This is a genomic window from Ruegeria sp. AD2(2025) (assembly GCF_056542385.1).
The window spans coordinates 1-17,534 of sequence record NZ_JBQFZS010000017.1; the positions used below are offsets into that span (position 1 = coordinate 1).

Annotated in this window: 7 protein-coding genes and 3 pseudogenes; 7 read left to right on the forward strand and 3 right to left on the reverse strand. The window is 58.5% G+C overall.

Annotated features, from left to right (window positions below; genetic code table 11):
• Positions 1-608 precede the first annotated feature (608 nt).
• Positions 609-719, reverse strand: a pseudogene (locus ACR1XV_RS20435) (transposase); the annotation flags it as partial.
• An 81-nt stretch (positions 720-800) separates the two neighbouring features.
• Here ACR1XV_RS20435 and ACR1XV_RS20440 point away from each other — a divergent pair.
• Positions 801-1,037 (forward strand): annotated as a pseudogene (locus tag ACR1XV_RS20440) (DDE-type integrase/transposase/recombinase); the annotation flags it as partial.
• A 110-nt stretch (positions 1,038-1,147) separates the two neighbouring features.
• Here the strand turns inward: ACR1XV_RS20440 and ACR1XV_RS20445 are convergent.
• Positions 1,148-3,061, reverse strand: a complete 1,914-nt coding sequence (locus ACR1XV_RS20445) for a di-heme-cytochrome C peroxidase (protein ID WP_480534754.1) — start codon at positions 3,059-3,061, stop codon at positions 1,148-1,150.
• A 114-nt stretch (positions 3,062-3,175) separates the two neighbouring features.
• Positions 3,176-4,345, reverse strand: a complete 1,170-nt coding sequence (locus tag ACR1XV_RS20450) for a helix-turn-helix transcriptional regulator (protein WP_480534756.1) — start codon at positions 4,343-4,345, stop codon at positions 3,176-3,178.
• Between the two features lie 437 nt (positions 4,346-4,782).
• Between ACR1XV_RS20450 and ACR1XV_RS20455 the strand changes: the two genes are divergently transcribed.
• The 6 genes and pseudogenes from ACR1XV_RS20455 to ACR1XV_RS20480 form a co-directional block, all read left to right on the forward strand.
• Positions 4,783-7,836, forward strand: a complete 3,054-nt coding sequence (locus ACR1XV_RS20455; RefSeq protein WP_480534758.1) for a M36 family metallopeptidase — start codon at positions 4,783-4,785, stop codon at positions 7,834-7,836.
• 22 nt (positions 7,837-7,858) lie between these two features.
• Positions 7,859-10,333 (forward strand): choice-of-anchor B family protein, encoded by a 2,475-nt coding sequence (locus tag ACR1XV_RS20460; RefSeq protein ID WP_480534760.1) that lies wholly within the window; start codon positions 7,859-7,861, stop codon positions 10,331-10,333.
• 83 nt (positions 10,334-10,416) lie between these two features.
• Complete coding sequence (locus tag ACR1XV_RS20465; RefSeq protein ID WP_480534762.1) at positions 10,417-11,643, forward strand: hypothetical protein; 1,227 nt, start codon at positions 10,417-10,419, stop codon at positions 11,641-11,643.
• Between the two features lie 24 nt (positions 11,644-11,667).
• Positions 11,668-13,911 carry a S8 family peptidase gene (locus tag ACR1XV_RS20470; protein ID WP_480534764.1) on the forward strand — a complete coding sequence of 748 codons (2,244 nt, stop codon included), beginning with the start codon at positions 11,668-11,670 and terminating at the stop codon, positions 13,909-13,911.
• Between the two features lie 233 nt (positions 13,912-14,144).
• Positions 14,145-15,020 (forward strand): trypsin-like serine peptidase, encoded by an 876-nt coding sequence (locus ACR1XV_RS20475; RefSeq protein WP_480534796.1) that lies wholly within the window; start codon positions 14,145-14,147, stop codon positions 15,018-15,020.
• A gap of 1,911 nt (positions 15,021-16,931) precedes the next feature.
• A pseudogene (locus ACR1XV_RS20480) lies at positions 16,932-17,360 on the forward strand (Fic family protein); the annotation flags it as partial.
• Positions 17,361-17,534: the final 174 nt, after the last annotated feature.

The window sequence follows — 17,534 nt, forward strand, 5'->3', positions numbered from 1 at the left end:
GCCGCCGCCAAAAACTTCTTTGCGCTGGAAATGGACCAGATATGTACGGCCATATTCGATCAGATCGAGCCAACAAGGGAACAAAGCTAGGTGTAGCAGCTTGAGATCATATTCCGTTGGGCGCGAGATTATCGCTGTTTCTGGCTCAGATTATTTGAGACTGTAAATCGATTTGGGATCACTTTATTTGAGAACGGGCTCAGAATAATTGAGATGGGTTCATATTGCTGAGACTGAGATTATTGTGGTGAGAACGTGAGCGCTCCTCACAACGACGACCCTGCCAATTCACGGGTCCGCGGCAGGCCCAAGTTAGCCAAACAGAAAGCATTTGCTATCGACTGACTTGGGCTGAAACAGATCAGCAAAACCTCATCAAGCTGAAACGCTGGAAGCGACTTAAATGTGAATAACCAGGGCAAGCAATGGAGTTTCTGATATTCTATGCATCAACCCGATTTCCATCATCGAGATAAAACGACCCCACACTTTAATGCCGGGTCGTTTTGTTTATCTGGCTCAACCTGTCTGTAGTTCCCTCTCAGAACAGGAAATCATCCGCCGTAATGCTATTGCTGGTGACACCAGCCAGCGTGATTGTTCCGTGGCGGGTGAACGCCAAACTGGCTTGCCAACTCAGCAACCGTCCGCTCGCCCTTCAATGCCTCAAGCGCAACTTTGGCCTTGAACTCAGGCGAATGGTTCTTCCGTTTCGACATCTCTGATCTCCTCTTCGTCGAAGATCAGCAGACAGCAATTCGCAGCTTACATCAGTGTCCGAATTTCGGGGGGTGGCTCAGCTTAAAGGCTTTGGCTGCCCGATCTCAATCGAGATGGTCAGGCGTAAGTACCTAAATAGCATCGTGTAACAGCACCATCGCTTCATTAAGAGGCGAACTCGACTAATGTCAGGGTTCAAGGCCTTCGCTTCAGCGGCGGCTACCCTGGACCGGATCGAAGTGGCGCACATGAACCGCAAAGGTCAGATCACGCCCGGAATCTGTCCGTTTCGTCAATTTGCAGAACTCGCTGCGTGAGCCGCGGGTTCGGTACCAACTCTTCGTTCAGTAAGAAACTTTGGAACAGATCCCGTGTTGCGCAACCGAACTATTTCGCCCCCACCCGTAAGTGACCTCTCCGCGGTGGGCTAGAGCGACTTCAGATACTCGACAATCGCCATACGCTCTTCGTCCGTGAAATCGGCGTTTCCGTAGTCATGCCCGGCGTTCGAGTTTCCGGGAATGACATTTCCGTCGGCATCTCGAACATTGAAGACCCAGGGGTTGTCGGCTTCATCCGTTGAGAAGCCCACGTTCTCCGCATCAAAAACACGACCGCCCACTCCAAAGCTCTCCGGGCGGGTCTCGCCGGTTACCGCAGGTGTAGAAGGCGTCGCCGTGTTGGACACTTTCGCGGGAAGGAGCAGGTCGTAGAGCGTCGGGACCGAACCGTTGTGCAGATAAGGTGCGGTCGCCCAGACACCGTTCAGCGGTCGGGCCTTGTAGGCCAGCAGCGGATGAGTCTCGGTCAGGCACTTGCGCGCCTGTTCCTTCTTCTTCTGATCGACAACGCCAGGGAGATATTCGATCTGCGTGAGTGCCGGCGGCATCGACACGGCCAATTCGTCCGGGCCGATCTCGGAGAAAATTGTCCGAAGGAGTTCGCCGCGTTTGCCAACGATCGCGCCGACCGACGCATTCACCAGCATTGATCGCGTGAAATCAATATCTTGGATGCGGTCGCCTGTAAAGCCGAAGGTTTTCTGACCCGCCATGTTTCCGGCATTCGCCTGACGTAGGTACGTATTGCAGGCAAGGAAGACATCCGTACCTGCTTCGACAAGCGGCGTCATCTGATCCTGAGCAGGTGACGTGACATCGTCGGGCTCTAGATGGGCATGGCAACTTGCACAGTTCTCATCGAACAGCGCGCGGCCTTCCATGCGCTTTGCGTCATCAATCTCGCCGAGAATATCCTCCGGCCAGACCGGCGACTCGAGCCGCGCAAGCTGGCGCTCCAGACCGACCAGCTCGGTCACACGGACGGAACTGTCGTAGCCTCGCCAAGCCGCCCGGCGACCCGCTTCGATCTGGGCGAAGACGCCGATGACTTCCGAGGTGTTGCGGATCAGCGCACCGAGCTCGGTTGGACGACCGGGAATGATCTCGATGTTCGCCACCGCCGAAGCAATCCCGTTCCACTGTAGCTGTGCCTGCTGGTTAGTATTCCAGATGAACGGATAGCTGGCCGGGGCGTCCGACTGGAATTCGGTAGGCCGCGAGGTCGCGCCGTTTACCATGCTGACCTTCGTCAGGATATGCCCCTGCGCATCGAGACGGGCGGGACCAGCTTCGACTGCGTTTCCGTTAGCGGCGCGCAGCTCTGCCATCCAGACCAGCTGTTCGTCGATCTGGCGGCGCAGCGACTGCCAGGACTCGGCGTCGCGACGCCCGTTCAGGACCGAAAGCGCGAAGCGCTCGAAGCGGTCTTCGTCCCCGATCGTCGCTCGCAGCGCGTCCTCGGTGCCGTCGACCAACCCAGTGAAATCAGCCATCGTTGCCGCGCCATCGATCCGGAACCTTGTGCCACCTTTGGACACCAATTCGTTGGTATGGCAGGCGGAACAGTTGAGACCCAGCCACGCCTCGCGCATTACACCCTCGCGGCACATTTCCGGGAAGGTGTCGCACATGATCTCACTGTCGCGTTCGTCGCGATGATCGACCGCAAATCCGACGGGTAGACCAAACGGATTTGCGCCCGACGACGGGTTCATCAGGTAACCAAGGCCCGTAAGATGATCCTCGCCGAAGGCGCGGTCGGTGCCGTCAGCTGTTTCCAAAGCGATTGCCCAGGACAGGGGCAGAAACCGCGATCCCTGAGTGGTCGTGTACCACCAAGCCCGCTGGGCGTCGGTCCAGCCCTGATCCAGACAGGTGATGTCGAAACCCTCGCAGGCGGTCAATGCTTCCTGCGCTTCGGCACTGGGGACCGTGATTAAGGTTGCCGTAGCGGCGGCAGACGCTGTTAGAAATGCCTTGGCGCGAAACTTGCCAATCATGGGTAATATCCTCTCCGTTGGCCGCGACGCCTTTCCGCGACGCGCTTTATGAAATTCTGCACCGCCCACGCGAACTCCCCATCACCAAGATGGGCTAAATCGGACGAATGCGCCTCAATGCATCAAGAAATCTGCCCCAATATTCGTTATCTTGCGGATCAATTGCGTCCGGTTGGCGCAATCCGTCTTCGACAGGATCGCTTTTACCTGGCTGTTTACGGTCTCGACCGAGCGCTCACGACGCGCGGCAATCTCCCGGTTCGTCAGCCCTTCGGCGAGATATTCGATCAACCCGGCCTCCGACCCCGTCAAAGACAGCGCCATTTCCACGCGTCGCACATCAAGCGGAATCGGTTGCGACGTATCGAGGCTGTAGACGGCAAACCCGTCTACCCTCGGCTCCCCGAATGCGTCCGCCGACGCGAGCGGCACGACTTCAACGGCCAGACCTCCGGTCCCGCCGTCACCTCCCACCAACGCCTCCTTTCGAGGACGCGCGCCATATTTCCCGTGAGCGCCAGCATCGCCGATTAGATTGGCAAACCAAACCTGGTCAGAGGAGGAGACCATCTCAAGAAGCCCGTTCGGCGCTCGCCGAAAAATCCGGACCATCTCGCGCTGCCGGGCAAATTCCGCGTTCTCCACAACGATCTGCCTGTTGTTACGGATCATGCAGACGCCGACGCGAAGGCGTTCGATCGCCTCGGAAAGCCCGTGCGCGCGCTGTACGAGTTGCGAGACGGGGCGGGCAAGCTCACTGGCCTTCGCAATATGGGGAAGCAGAAGGTTGAGCGTGGCGCGGTCGGCGCCGTTCAAGGGGCCATGATGGTCCGAGAATTGGATGGAAAAGCGGTCCCGGTCAGGCTGGTCCTTAGAAAGAAGGGCGCCTGCCCGGTGACTGATACCGTACTCCCGCATCGCTGCCGCATTCGGGCGTAATGCAAGCTCCGCAGCCGTCGGCGCGAGAACATCGTCGCCGATGAGATCAATCCCGTCACCGCGCGCAGAATATCGGGCGAAGACTTCCTGATCCTCGAGTTCAAACTCGGTAAACGCCTTGATGTATTCTTCCACGGCATCTCGCTCGTAGCGGCTGGAGATATGCGGTGCCCGTAGCCGCCCTCCCTTTCCCAGCGGATCGTCCATCTCGAAGATCATGCAACCGCGCGCGCCCACGGCGTGAGCGACCCGATCGAGGACGTCGGTCCACTTCGTCGGGTCAAGCACTGTGTCGTAGATATCGAGGATGAGCCTTTGTTCCGTCTCTCCCAAATCGCCTTCCACTCGTTCCGTTCACCCCATCCCGGTCGAAACCGGCGTTCGCTCATCTTGAGCGTCGCGCTTGCATGGGGCCAGCATGTCGCAAATTGTTAAAAAACTCCAGAAAATGCGAAGATGCCCCCAGTTTGGGTGATGTTTGCCCTCTTCGCGCTCTATAGGGTGAGAATCAGGAGTTCTTTTTCCTGCGGTAATCGTCGTCGATCACGGCACGGTTGCAATGCCCCAAATCGGGCAACGCTTAAGGATTTGGCGTGTGACGCCATCCCCGTTGAAAAGGGACAGGGACTAACCGGGAGGAACCATGACGTGTAATTTCCCACAGCCATTCACCCCGAAGATTTGAGAAATTGCACTTTTTGCGCTATACTCGCGCCATTAGAAGTATCCGAATTCATCAAACGATTTCCGTTTCCAACCCTTTGACATGGAAGGAACTTGCCATGAGTTTCCGCCATTTTGCAAAGCTATACGCCATCTTCATGATTACGCTTGCGGGTCCCGCCGCGGCTCAGACAACGCCCCCACTCGAAGTCGAAGAGGAGCCACTGCCCCCAATCGACACCAGTCTGGACGCTCGAAACGCGCGCCTGACCACGCAGGCTCTTGCCTCGGCAAGCCAGCGCAGCGCCGCAGAGGCTCTGACACGTTCCGTGCCCGGTCTTGTGATGGAATTCAACGCACTGACCGGCACGCCATCGCGTGTCACCAGCACCCAGGGTTTTCTCACCGCGCGCGCCGCGCAAGGGACCTCAGCCGCCGAGGTGGCGCGCGAATTCGTCCGGCAGAACGCGGAGGTTTTCGGCTTGAGCGGCGCGGACCTCGCGACGCTGGTCACAACACGGGAAGCCGACCTCGACCCGTCACCGCAACTGACCCAACAAGCGCTCAACCAGACCCGTAGCATAGCCTTCGAGCAGCGGTGGCAGGGGCGCCAGATTTTCCCCACCAACATGGTGGGCTCCGTCAGTTCCGATGGCCGCCTCATGGGTCTGTCCGGGGTCACGGTTCAGAACGTGGGCGAGAAGATCAAAGCGCTTGATCCGGAATTAACGCCCGAAGACGCCATTCGCGTAGCGACGGAAAACCTCGGTGGGAGCATTGGCGACGCCAACTTGGAACGGACCGACACGCCCGAAGGCGCCGAGCTACGTCAGACATTCTCGGCGGGCGAGATCTTTGCTGCGCCGGTTCCCGTGCGGCTGATCTATTTCCTTGCCTCCGGCGACAGCGTGCGCCTCGTCTGGGAGGTTCATGTGGGACTGCGGGAAGATCCGTTCATCTATCAGCTCCTCGTGGACGCGCAAACGGGCGATGTTCTCTATCGCCACTCGGCAACAGATCACGACATGCCCCGCTATCTTTCCTACGTCGATGTTCTGAACACACCGACCTCGGATGCGCGGACCGACTATCGGCCTGCGGACAACCCTTTCCCGTTGACCCCCGGCCCCAACACGCCTGACGGCAGCCAAGGTGGGGCAATCGCAGCACAGATGCTGGCGACGAACGGCGATACCGCCGTTTCGGTCGGCGGTTGGACGGCGGACGGCGTAATGACGACGACAGGCAACAACGTGATCGCATTCGTCGACCTTGATGGCGACGGCGAGGCCGATGCAGCGGAGCAGCCGACCGCCAGCCTGGTCGATATCGCGGGCGTCTCGACGCGGGAGTTTAACTTTCCGGCAGATTTCTCGCAGGCCCCGCAAGTTCAGGCCAACCGTGACGCTGCGACTGTGAACACATTCGTCATGACGAACTGGTGGCATGACCGGATGGCTGAGCTTGGCTTCACCGAGGCCGCAGGTAACTTCCAGGAGGTAAACTCGACCGGAATGGGCGTTGGAGGAGATCCGATCCGCGCACGCCTGCACGTCGGCACAGACAACTCCACGTTTTTCACACCGTCGGCCGACGGGCTTTGCTGTCCGCGTCTGAACTCATTTACATGGACCGGTCCGGACCCGGATCGCGATTCCGGCTTCGACACGGAGATTCTGATCCATGAGTTCACTCACGGACTGTCCAACCGCATCATTGGCGGCCCCAATGTGCGCGGTCTCGACGGTGGTGGACAAGCAGGCGGTCTCGGTGAGGGGTATTCCGACCTCTATGCGTTGCACCTCCTCCGGACGGCCGACGAAGACCCTGATGGGATCTACGTCGTGGGCGGCTACGCGGTGTTCCACTTGAACCCGGCCTTCGGCCAGCCTGCGAACTGGGATGACAACTACTACTTCGGCATCCGTCATTTCCCCTATTCGACCGACCTCTGCGTGAACCCGTTCACACTCGCTGACATGCAACCGGCGACCTATGACATCACGCCGATTCCATCTGCGGGTTGTTCCGCAACACCACCCGTCAGCCCCTGGCTCGAAACCCGCTCAGGCGGCGTACATGACATGGGTGAAATCTGGGCTGTAACGGTATGGGAAGCACGCCGCAATCTGGTCGACAAGCACGGCGCGGACGCCGGCAACGAACTGATGCTTCAGCTTCTGACTGACAGCATGTTCAACCTTCAGCGCAACCCTACCTTCATCGAAGCCCGCGACGCTATCTTCACAGCCGATCTCGCTCGCACAGGGGGCGCAAACCGCTGTGAACTGTGGCGTGGCTTTGCGAAACGCGGAATGGGCGTCGGTGCGGCGACGCCGACCTCGGGCAGCTTCACCGAAAGCTTTCGGATCCCCGAGGAATGCGACGTACCGGCCCTGCCCGCGTTCACCTATGCGGCCAAATTCGTTTGCGGCATCGCCGAGGATCCCGAGGACTTCCGCCTGACCCAAGGGCGCTACGCGACCACGATCAACATCCGCAATCCCGGCCCGGAGGTCGCGCGCTTCACCAAGACGCTCGCGCTCACCTTCCCGCCGAAAGAACAGGCGCCTGGCGACGTGAAGGAATTTGCGCGCCACGATCTGCGGCCCGACTTCGCACTCGCGACCGATTGTGACGGCGTCCGCGAGGAAGTCTTTGGCGGCTCGTGGCCCGCGCCCTACATCGAGGGATTCCTTGTTCTAAAGTCGGACCAATCGCTCGATGTGGTCGGAGTCTACACAAAGGCCGCGCTCAACCCGGAGCGAGGCGGCGCCGCCATCGACGTCGAGACCGTTGTCGAACGGCGCGCGGACAACGGCGGCGACCCGGACGATGATCCAGATCCGCGGAAGCAGGCCGACCTCGTCCCGGTTCCGGACGCCAACGGTCAGTTCTGCCGGATCCGCGGAAGTGACCTCGTCGTGACGGTCCGCAATCAAGGAACTGGCGACGCAGGACCGTCGCAGACGCGAGTCGACTTTGGCAGCTTCGGTGCTGTCGATTTGCCGACCGGCCCGCTGGTTCCAGGCGCGCAAGCGGACGTCTCCGTTGGCTTCCCGTTTGGCTGTTTCAACCCCGATTGCGACTTCCGTATTCGGGCGGACGGGACGGCAGCCGTGAGCGAGTCGGACGAAGGCAATAACGATGCCTCCGGCATCTGCATCGGCTGAACCAGAGAGAAGGAGAGAGACCATGCGACCCGCAATACTCCCGGTTCTTCTCGTCCCCCTTGCGGCGCTCCCACTGGTGGCGTCGCAGGCAATCGCGCATGAAGGTAAAACCCCAATCCACTACGTTAGCGAGGATGGCGCCGATACCGGCGACTGCGACAAAATCGAAACAGCGTGTGCAACAATCGCCTACGCGATGAGCCGCACAGAGAAAGGCGACGAGGTTCACGTCGCAGGTGGTCGGTTCGACTTCGAAATGAGCGACCCTGGTGAAATCATTCAGCTGCTCGGCCACGTCGTCCAGGTAAAGGGCAGCTTTGACGCTAGCTTCGACGCGCAAGACGTAAGCGCTTCGCCGACCATTCTGGAAGGGGTCGGAGACCACGAAGCGCGCGCGCTGGAAAGCCGCGGCCTCCTGATCGCCCAAGCGCAAAGCGGCGGAGACGCTCTGCTGAGCAGAGGTGTCACCCGTTACGTCACACCGAACGGTATTTCCGAAGGCGAATGCCCGGCGGACGCCGCATGTGCGCTCGACTATGCGCTTTCAATCGCCGAGGAAGGCGACGCCGTCTTGATCGCGGGCGGCGACTACGACAGTTCACCTGATACCGTAGACGCGCTGCTCCGCCCCGACATCACGGTGCGAGGTGGCTATCTTGAGCGAACGGGCTTCACCGCCGCCGCACCGCAGACGCGCCCGAGCTACATCACCGGCCCTTCATTCACAAAGCGCGAAGCATTGGCAGCGCGTGGACTGCGTCTCATTCAAGACCGGAAGGGTCTTGCCATCGAGGAGTCGCTTGTTATGCCAGCGGCCACCCGGCGGAGCGAACTGCTGCCCGCAACACCCTGTAACCCGATAAACGGCATGGCCGGCAGTTTTCCCTGCGACGGGATCGACCTTCTGTCTCAGTTTCCGCTCGGAGCGCTCTCGACACAACCGGGCGCGGCGAATGATATCTGGGGGTTTGTCGACAACCGCGACAACCGCGAGTACGCCATCATGGGGCTTCTGAATGGCACTGCCGTCATAGACGTGACCGATCCGGAGAACCCGGCAGAGGTCGGGACGATCCCCGGGTTCACGGCGAAGTGGCGCGACATCAAGGTCTATCAGTTCCAGACAGAAGGTGGCGACTGGCAAGCCTATGCCTACGTTACGGCCGACCAACCATCCTCGCCGCAAGGCCTGCAAATCATCGATTTATCGGGCCTGCCCGCTTCGATCTCGCTTGCAACGACCTATCGCGGCTTCAACGCGGCGCATAACATCTACATCGCTAATACCGACTATACGACGGGCGAAGCACTCCCCGGCCTCGACCCGCGCGCCTTCATTCTCGGCTCCGATCAGGACCTTGGGGCAGCACATGGCTTATCACTCGCCGATCCACTCAACCCGCAGGTCGATCTGCGGCCCATTCAAGGATCGCAGTACGCCCACGACGCCGCCAGCGCGGTCATTACCGACGGTCGAACAGTGGCCTGTCGCTCCGGGATTAACCCACCCGCCTCGGGCCACAATCCCTGCGAGCTTCTCGTCGACTACAATGAGAACACGCTCGACCTCTGGGACGTCACCGATCCGTCGCGACCGCTCCAGCTCAGCTCCACGACCTACGCCGACGCCTCTTACGTTCATTCCGGTTGGGTCTCGGAAGATACCCGTTTCGTCTTCGTTCAAGACGAACTTGACGAAGTCCAGAGGGGACTGAACACGACTGTCCGCGTTTTCGACATCTCCGATCTGACGAATCCCGTGATGGTCGGCGTCTGGAGCGGGCCAGAGACCAACATCGACCATAACGGCTTTGTCAAGGGCTCGAAGTATTATATGTCGGCCTATCGGCGCGGACTGTCGGTCCTCGACATCTCGGACCCGGCCACACCGAACGAGGTCGCCTTCTTCGACACCTTCCCCTCGCCCGCAAGCAACAACCCGCAGTTCAACGGCGCCTGGGGCGTGTACCCCTATCTGCCCTCCGGTTCGATCCTCGTCTCGAACATTGAAGACGGTCTCTTCGTCCTCCGCGAAGCAGGCGACCAGCCGCCTACCCGACCCGAACCGCGCCGCGCAACCAGCTTCCAGTACGCCGCGAAGATTGTGTGCGGTCTTTGGGAGGAACCGGAAAAGGGCCCGGTTGTCCGAGGGGCCTACGGCACCGTCGTCAATATCGCCAACATCGGCCCGGAGACCATCAAGTTCGCCAAGGAATTGGCACTATCCATTCCACCCGGGGGCCAAAAGCCCGGCGAGCGGGCCAGGATCGGCGAAGACGCTCTAGAGCCGACGCAGGCGCTGAAGACCGACTGCACTGACATCAACGAACGCGTATTCCAGGGCAATCCGCCGCCGTTCTACGAAGGTTTCGTGGTCGTGACTGCGCCCGCAAGGCTTGAGGTTCAGGCGGTCTACTCGGCGACACAAGCTGGCGATGCAGGAAAAGAGATGGGCGGGGATGTAGATGTCGAGACCGTCCCGGGGCGGCTGGAATGAAGTCGGTCGCGCCCATAAACTTCGACTGGAATGCTGCTATTTCGGCGTTTCAGAATACCTTGATTTGAATTGGAGACATTGTCATGCGTCTTGCGTCAACAGTCCTCACTTTCGTCTTTGCTTCCGGAGCCGGCGCCCAGCCGGTCACACCGGAAGAAGGCAACACCGCGCTCGCGGAAGCAGCGCGCGAAGCGCGCGAGGCGGCCCGCGGTTTGACTTTCGAGGAATTTCGAGATCAGACGTTTTTCCTTGAGGAAACCGGCAAGTTCTACGTGAACGGTGACGTCCCGATCAATAACGAGAAGCAGCTTCGCGAATTCTATCTGCGCAACATCGCCAACGAACCTGTGCAGCCCGAAGGCGACGTCGATGAGTTTGCGGTTCTTAACATCGGCGGGCTCGACCAGATCTGGCCAGAAAGCATGCGACAAGCGCTGACCTACTGCGTGTCCACGGATTTCGGCTTCCGTCACACAGCCGTCGTCGCCGACATGGAAGCCGCCGCCGCCGCATTGGAAACGGTCGGCGACTTCGACTTCCACTACATCGCTTCGCAAGACGCGTTCTGCGACCAATACAACCCCAACGTCCTCTTCGACGTGCGCCCGGTCAACGCGGGCGGCCGGTTCCTCGCAGCCGCCTTCTTCCCCAACGACCCGCGCGAGCTTCGGTCGGTCGTCATCGACCCGTCGTCATTCCAGCTCGATCCGAACGACGCGCTGACGCTCCGCGGCATTCTGCGCCACGAGCTGGGCCATGTGATCGGCGGGCGACACGAACACACCCGTCCCGAGGCTGGCGAATGCTTCGAAGATGACGACTGGCGCGGGGTCACGGACTACGACGCGTTCTCGTTCATGCATTACCCTCAGTGCAACGGCCAAGGCGACTGGTCGCTTCGACTGACCGAGAAAGACAAGAACGGTATCGCCTGTCTCTACGGCGCCGCCGCCGGTTTCGAGATCGACACCACGATTTGCACCGGAACCGTTGGCGAAGAGCGTCGCGAGACCACGACGGCGTTCAACGCCGTCGACGTTGCCGAAAACGAAATTGTCCAGCTCGGCTCGGTGTCGGTAACGCCCGGGACCCCGATCATCGTCACAATGACTGGTTCGGGCGATCCCGACCTTTACATAAAGGTGAACCGTCCGCCAGCATTGGCCAACTATGACTGCCGCCCGCTAACTGCGGGAGCGGATGAGACGTGCAACCGCGACGTTCCGGACGGCGCGACGGACGTTCACATCATGATCCACGGATTCACGGAGGGAACCGCCGAGGTTTCCGTACGCCACACTCCAAGCTAAGCTTCGGAGAAAGAGGACGAAATGATGACAAAAGGCCTCATTCCCTTACTCGCCGCCGCGACGCTGACCGTTCAAGCTGAAGCGCAGGAAATTCAGGTGCCTCTTGTTGCTCTGACGTGGCAATCCGAGAGCACAAACGATCAGGGACTTGCCCTCGAGATCGAGGACCTCTTCCTCTCGCTTTATAACTCCGGCAACCTTGTGGTTCAGAAACACGAACTCGGCAAGCGCCCATTCGCCGAGTTGGCGATGCGCAACGAAGGTCAGTTTTTCGGCTCCTTCTTCCCGGCAGGCATCGACGCGATGCTCTGCGACCTGAACCCGAACCATTGTCGCCGCACTCTGACACAAGGCAAAATCGACCTTTCCGACCCAACCTCACACGTTGGTGGGCACGCGATCACGCCGGGTCGTTGGAATACGAAAACGGGCGACACAATCATCATCCCTCATTACGAATTTAGGCAGGTCACCTCCCTCGAACGCGTCTCGGTGGACTCCTCCTGGTCTCCTGAAATCGTCTCGCTGTCCGAGTCTCTCGATTGTTCCGGATGGGGTATCTCCTGCCGCGAGCTGGTGATTGAACTCAATCCTCCGTCGAAGCACGCCGGTGAGCCGGCAGCGGTCATCCCCGTCCTTCAACTCCGGACGTCTCTTCCGTTACGCGGCGATGCGAAGTCCGAGATTGCCGGGCAGCTATCGCGAGTTACGACGCAGATCGACATGCCAGAAGCCGTCTTTGCGACGACAGAGACTGATTTTTCCGATGCGTTCAAGGAAGTTACCGAGGAGAAATCGCCAAGCGATACAGCGATCAAAGCGCTACGCAGAAATCTCTCGACAATAGGTGTGATTGAAAAGTTCGGGTTGGACGACCCGCTTTTCGAGAAGCAGATCGAGCTGTTCAGATTGATCGGCCATCCCTTCGCGACTCTGGAGACTTTCGAAGACGGTGATCTCGCTCCGGTGATCGTGGCGATCATGGACGGCGCGTTGAATACTCCGCACTGCGATCTTCCGCCGCTGAGGCTGCCAGACGGCACGATCCTGGAGCCCGCCGCCGTCGTCGCAGATGCCGCCGACACATCTTCTGAGACGGCAACCATTATTGACGCAGGGACCGCCGAAGCTCTCCCTACGATCGCATGTTCCGAAATCGACGAACTTGCGCTCGATGCGTCAGAGCACTCCGCCTCGGTCATCGGCGTCATCGCCTCGCCTCCGAACGGAATGGGTATCGTCGGCATGAACCCCTACGCCGAGTTCCATTTCGTTCCCTTCGACACCGACCAGGCGCCGGCGCAGGAAGTCCAAATCGTTGTCGACCGTTTGAACCAAGGCCTCCGATTCAGCGTTCGCGTGGCGAACCTCAGCTTCGGCGTGACGCCCATTTTCGAGACTGAAGACGACTTCCGGGACGTCCTCGAGAGTCGAGCCAAGCGGACTTTGATTGTCGCCGCGGCGGGCAACCATAATCAGGATTTGGAGCGCAAGTGTCCGGTTCTGCCGGCTTGCCTCAACAATCTGGAAAACGTCATCACCGTGGTCGGCATCGACAGCAACCTCACGCAGCCGAAGGTCTGGAGCGAAGGCGCTGGCGACGGCGCCGCGGGTAGCAACACGCATCCGCAATTCGAGATTGCCGCACCCGCGATCGGCATCCTGTCTACCGTATCCGGCAATAAGTTCGTCGAAAAGAAGGGGACCTCCTTTGCAGCCCCGCAAGTAACCGCAGCGGCGTCACTCCTCTTCGCTCGGGCCGAAAGCTTTTGGGCAGACGACCCCGACGTCATCCCACCTGGCGGACAGATCCCGCCGAAAGTGGTCAAAGACCGGCTCGTCTACACCGCCGACCACTTCCCCAGCCTCAAGGGTAAGGTCCTCGGAGGACGGCTCAACGTGCGACGGGCTCTGGCCGTAGAGCAGGCGCAGTTCCAGCTATTTGACCGCGAAGAACCCGTCATCGGTCTGGTGACCGCCGCGCCCAATTTCATCCAATGCAACCAGGGCAACGACGCCGAACAGCTCAACTTCTGGAACGTTCGGCGCATGACGTTCGATGAGGAACGCGGCAGCCACATTATCTTCAGTCACGTCACTGACGAAATTGGTGATCGTGGTGGTGAACTCGACCGTGACCCGTCCTGCGTCATGGCGACACTTTCTCCAGAGGTGAAGGTGCGAACCCGCATTGATGGGAACTTCGTCGAGGAGACCTTCGAGTTCCGCGACATCAAGGACTACACATCGCCGATGTATCAACGATGAAGCCTGCCTTCTTAGCGGTGACGTTCACCATTGCCCTACCCGCGATGGCGCAGGAAGCGCCCGTTCTCGAAGCGAACCGTGCTGGAACCGTTCGCGAGTTGGATTTGCGGTTCGACGCCGACACGTCGCGTGCGTCTTCGCCGGTTGTCTGGCAGCGACAAGTGGCTGTTGCCGGGACAAGCTATATTCGCCTCCGGCTCCGCCGCGAGGGCGCGCCATTTCCCGACGACGCAATGCTCCATTTATTTCCCGAGAATGCTGACCGGTTTTCTTTTTTAATCAATGATATACCTGAAGAAGGACGCTGGACGCCGCTTCTGCCCGGCACGTCCGCAACCATAGCAATCGAGTCGCGGGTTTCGCCGCCAAGCGACGCGGTCTTTGTGATCGACAATCTGTCTTCCCAGTCAGCGGAGCCTGTTCTCTACTCGACGCACGGCAAACTCCAGCTTCAGGACATCCTCGCCACCGATGTCCCGGACCATATCAAGGCGCTCTCGGGGCCGGTCGCGCTCCTGTCATTCTTCGACGCCCAGATCCCGCGGACCTGCAGCGGCTTTCTGATCGAAGAGGACCTTCTCGTGACCAACGAGCATTGCATCAACTCAGAGGAAAACTGCTCGACCATGGCCGCCCTCTTCGGCTATCGGCGCACCGGCTCCGGAACCGAGTTCGGACCGCAGGTTTACTGCGCAGGCTGGACGCCGATGCAATCCAGCTTCGATCTCGACCTTACTGCCATCAGACTGACTGACACGCCGGGTTCCGAGTTCGGCGTCGTCCCGCTACCGGACGCCCCGCCCCCGCCCGACGGCACACTCGCAATCGTTCAGCACGCCGGCGATTTCCCGCAACAGGTTTCCCTGCTCGACTGCGCCGTTAGCGCCGCGCCAGTATCCGGACGCGTCTCGGACACAGACTTCACTCACACCTGCGACACCGCCAAGGGCTCCTCCGGCTCCCCGGTCTTCAACGAAGACGGGATCCTTGTCGGCGTCCACCACTTCGGCTTCAACGACGCGCAAGGCTCGGCCTGGACCGAGAACCGTGGGGTTCTTGGCGACTTTGCCATTCAGTGGCTTATCGGCCAAATTCAGACGATACCCTAAGTCCGCATCGGCATGGTACCTGTAGGTAAAGGTTGTCTTGCCGGTGATCACCGAGCCATCGGGCAGTTCAATATTGGTCGCATCCGCCGTCAGATCAATCGAGGTGATCCCCACCTCCGCCAGCGTCTTCGCCTCCAGCGAGCCATCGGCGTTGGTCACCAGAACCTTGAAGTCACCCCATTTGTCGTCATTCGCGTCAAAGACCCCGTCGCCATTGGAGTCAAATACCGCCCGTAGCGCCTCAATATCGCTCGTCGCCGTCGGGTCCCATTCCGTGAACACATATTCCCGCTTCTCCGAGATCGTCCCGTCGCCGTCCGCGTCGTAGAACAGAACCCCGTTACCTGCCGCGGCCCAGGCCGTCCGGTTCAGCAAACCATCGCCCGAAGAATCCACAAAGACCGTCGAGGTCGAAAGCTGGGTCAGCTCAACGCCGCTACCGTCGAGGTCAAGGATCAGAGGACGGTCTTCGCCAGAAAGACCCGTGCCAACATCGCCACCACTACGACCGTAATTGCCCTCGTGAGATACATCACCGCCAGAGCTGTAGCCGCCGTAATTATCCTGGGTTTTGGTTTTTTGAGGTGTCTTTGGTTGAGAGGAAACTGCCACAGCAACAGCCGCAAGTAGGCTATTTGGAATGGAGACGCCGTTTTTGCCCTCGCCAGGTTCTGCAAAGCTACCCTGAAGACCAAATTGACCATCAAAGCCAAGCCAGTCCCCCAGCGCCCGTACGTGCCCACCAAACCTGGCGGAGGCGTGACCGCTCGCGTTTACCGTACCGTATTCATTGAGAAAGTTATCGCTATAGTAACTGTTTGGACTAGTTTGGCCGATTGTTACGCCGTCATTCCAAAATTCGACAGACCCATTTTCTCTTTTGTGTGAGCCTTCTTGGATAGCTTCTTCTACTCCAGACGCAAAATCTAGAGCAAGAAGTGGATCATCTGGAATTTTAGAAATTAATGCGGCGAATTTAGAGTTTAGAAAAGATATGCTGGCCGTTGGTTCGGGGAGTTCGATACCGCTAAAGTCTTTTCGCTCGGCGACATCATAGTGCGCAGCGAAAGCAATAATCGCTTCAGCAGGAGACACCCAACCTCTCGCCGGTCCGCCTACAGCGAAACGATAGTTGTCATCCAATTTTGTAATGATACTCTCTTCAAACCCGTAATTTATAGCAAATCGTGCATCCTCCTCATTTCCGAAGATTTCAACTAGACTTTCATATGCATCGGGGTTGTCTTTAATGTAATTATCAGTCCTAGCTGCGGCAGCCTTGTCGATGTACTCTACCTTGTGCGCCAATTCATGGCCAAAAAGAGATCCTGGTGAATATTTGCTAATGTCACTTTTTGGGTTAATGCTGACTTTTAATGCGCCATCTTCGATCTTATTTGACCAAGTTCCAGTGGCTACTTTGGTAAGTTCAATTCTGTCGACATGGCTAGGTAATCCTTTAGCTAAATTGTGAAGAAACGAAGCTCCCGTTCCAACGCCAGAGACAGCGTCTTCTATCCCATTCCCAATGCGCGTGCCTTGAAATTCATTCAGGTTTACAGGAAGCCCTCCTACTTTCATCAGATATTCCTCAAATTATTTGTCGAGATTTATTTCAATGTATTTCTTTGATGCCTTGACTGTGACTGCACCGTTTTCAGCGTCAATTACATACCCTTCTGGACCAGTTTGCCTATCCATCGATATTAATCCGGACCTTGGCTCATCGCCTTGACTGAGAACACGAGCGTGCCCGCGCGTGTAAATGACGAAGCTGCATCTCAATCCCTTGTCGCTGCTCAGAAAAAAAGTTGGACAATAAGATCTCCCAGCTACATTCTTGCATTCTGTCGCAGATCTATACATGACAAAGTTCTGGGCCCGTGCGATGGTGTCCTTGGAACTCATTATAACGTTGGTCAGCCAAGCCTGATTGCACTTGCTTTCACGATCGAGCGAGAGCGGAAGGCTTACTACGACCAACTCGAACGCCACCAAAAGACCCTGGACGTCACACCATGGCTCGTTTGGTTTGCTGAGACGGTCCTTACAGCACAGCAGGTAACGCTTGAACGAGTTGGTTTCTTTATATCCAAGACGCATTTCCATGACCGGCATCGTGATCAGTTCAACGCTCGCCAAGGCAAGGTAATTGCCCGTTTGTTCAAAGCTGGTCCAGATGGGTTCAAAGGGGGATTGAGTGCGGAAAACTATATCTCGATCACCGGAACGTCGCGCGCTACCGCGACGCGGGATCTGCAGGACCTGGTAGAGAAGGGGGCTCTGACCCGAACCGGTGAACTTCGGTACACACGCTATTGGCTAAAGCTGAACGGGTAGGGGGCTGAAGTACGGCACGAAGGGCGGGAAGCAGACATTCGCTGCACGCGCGAATATCAAGCCAGTCTCGCCAAAGCTGTCATTCAAACAGCTTTGCTCGGCCGAGTTCGATCAAAGACCGGCTAGCAGCATTTTATAAGACAAACTGCAACCGAACGATTCTTCCTGCGACAG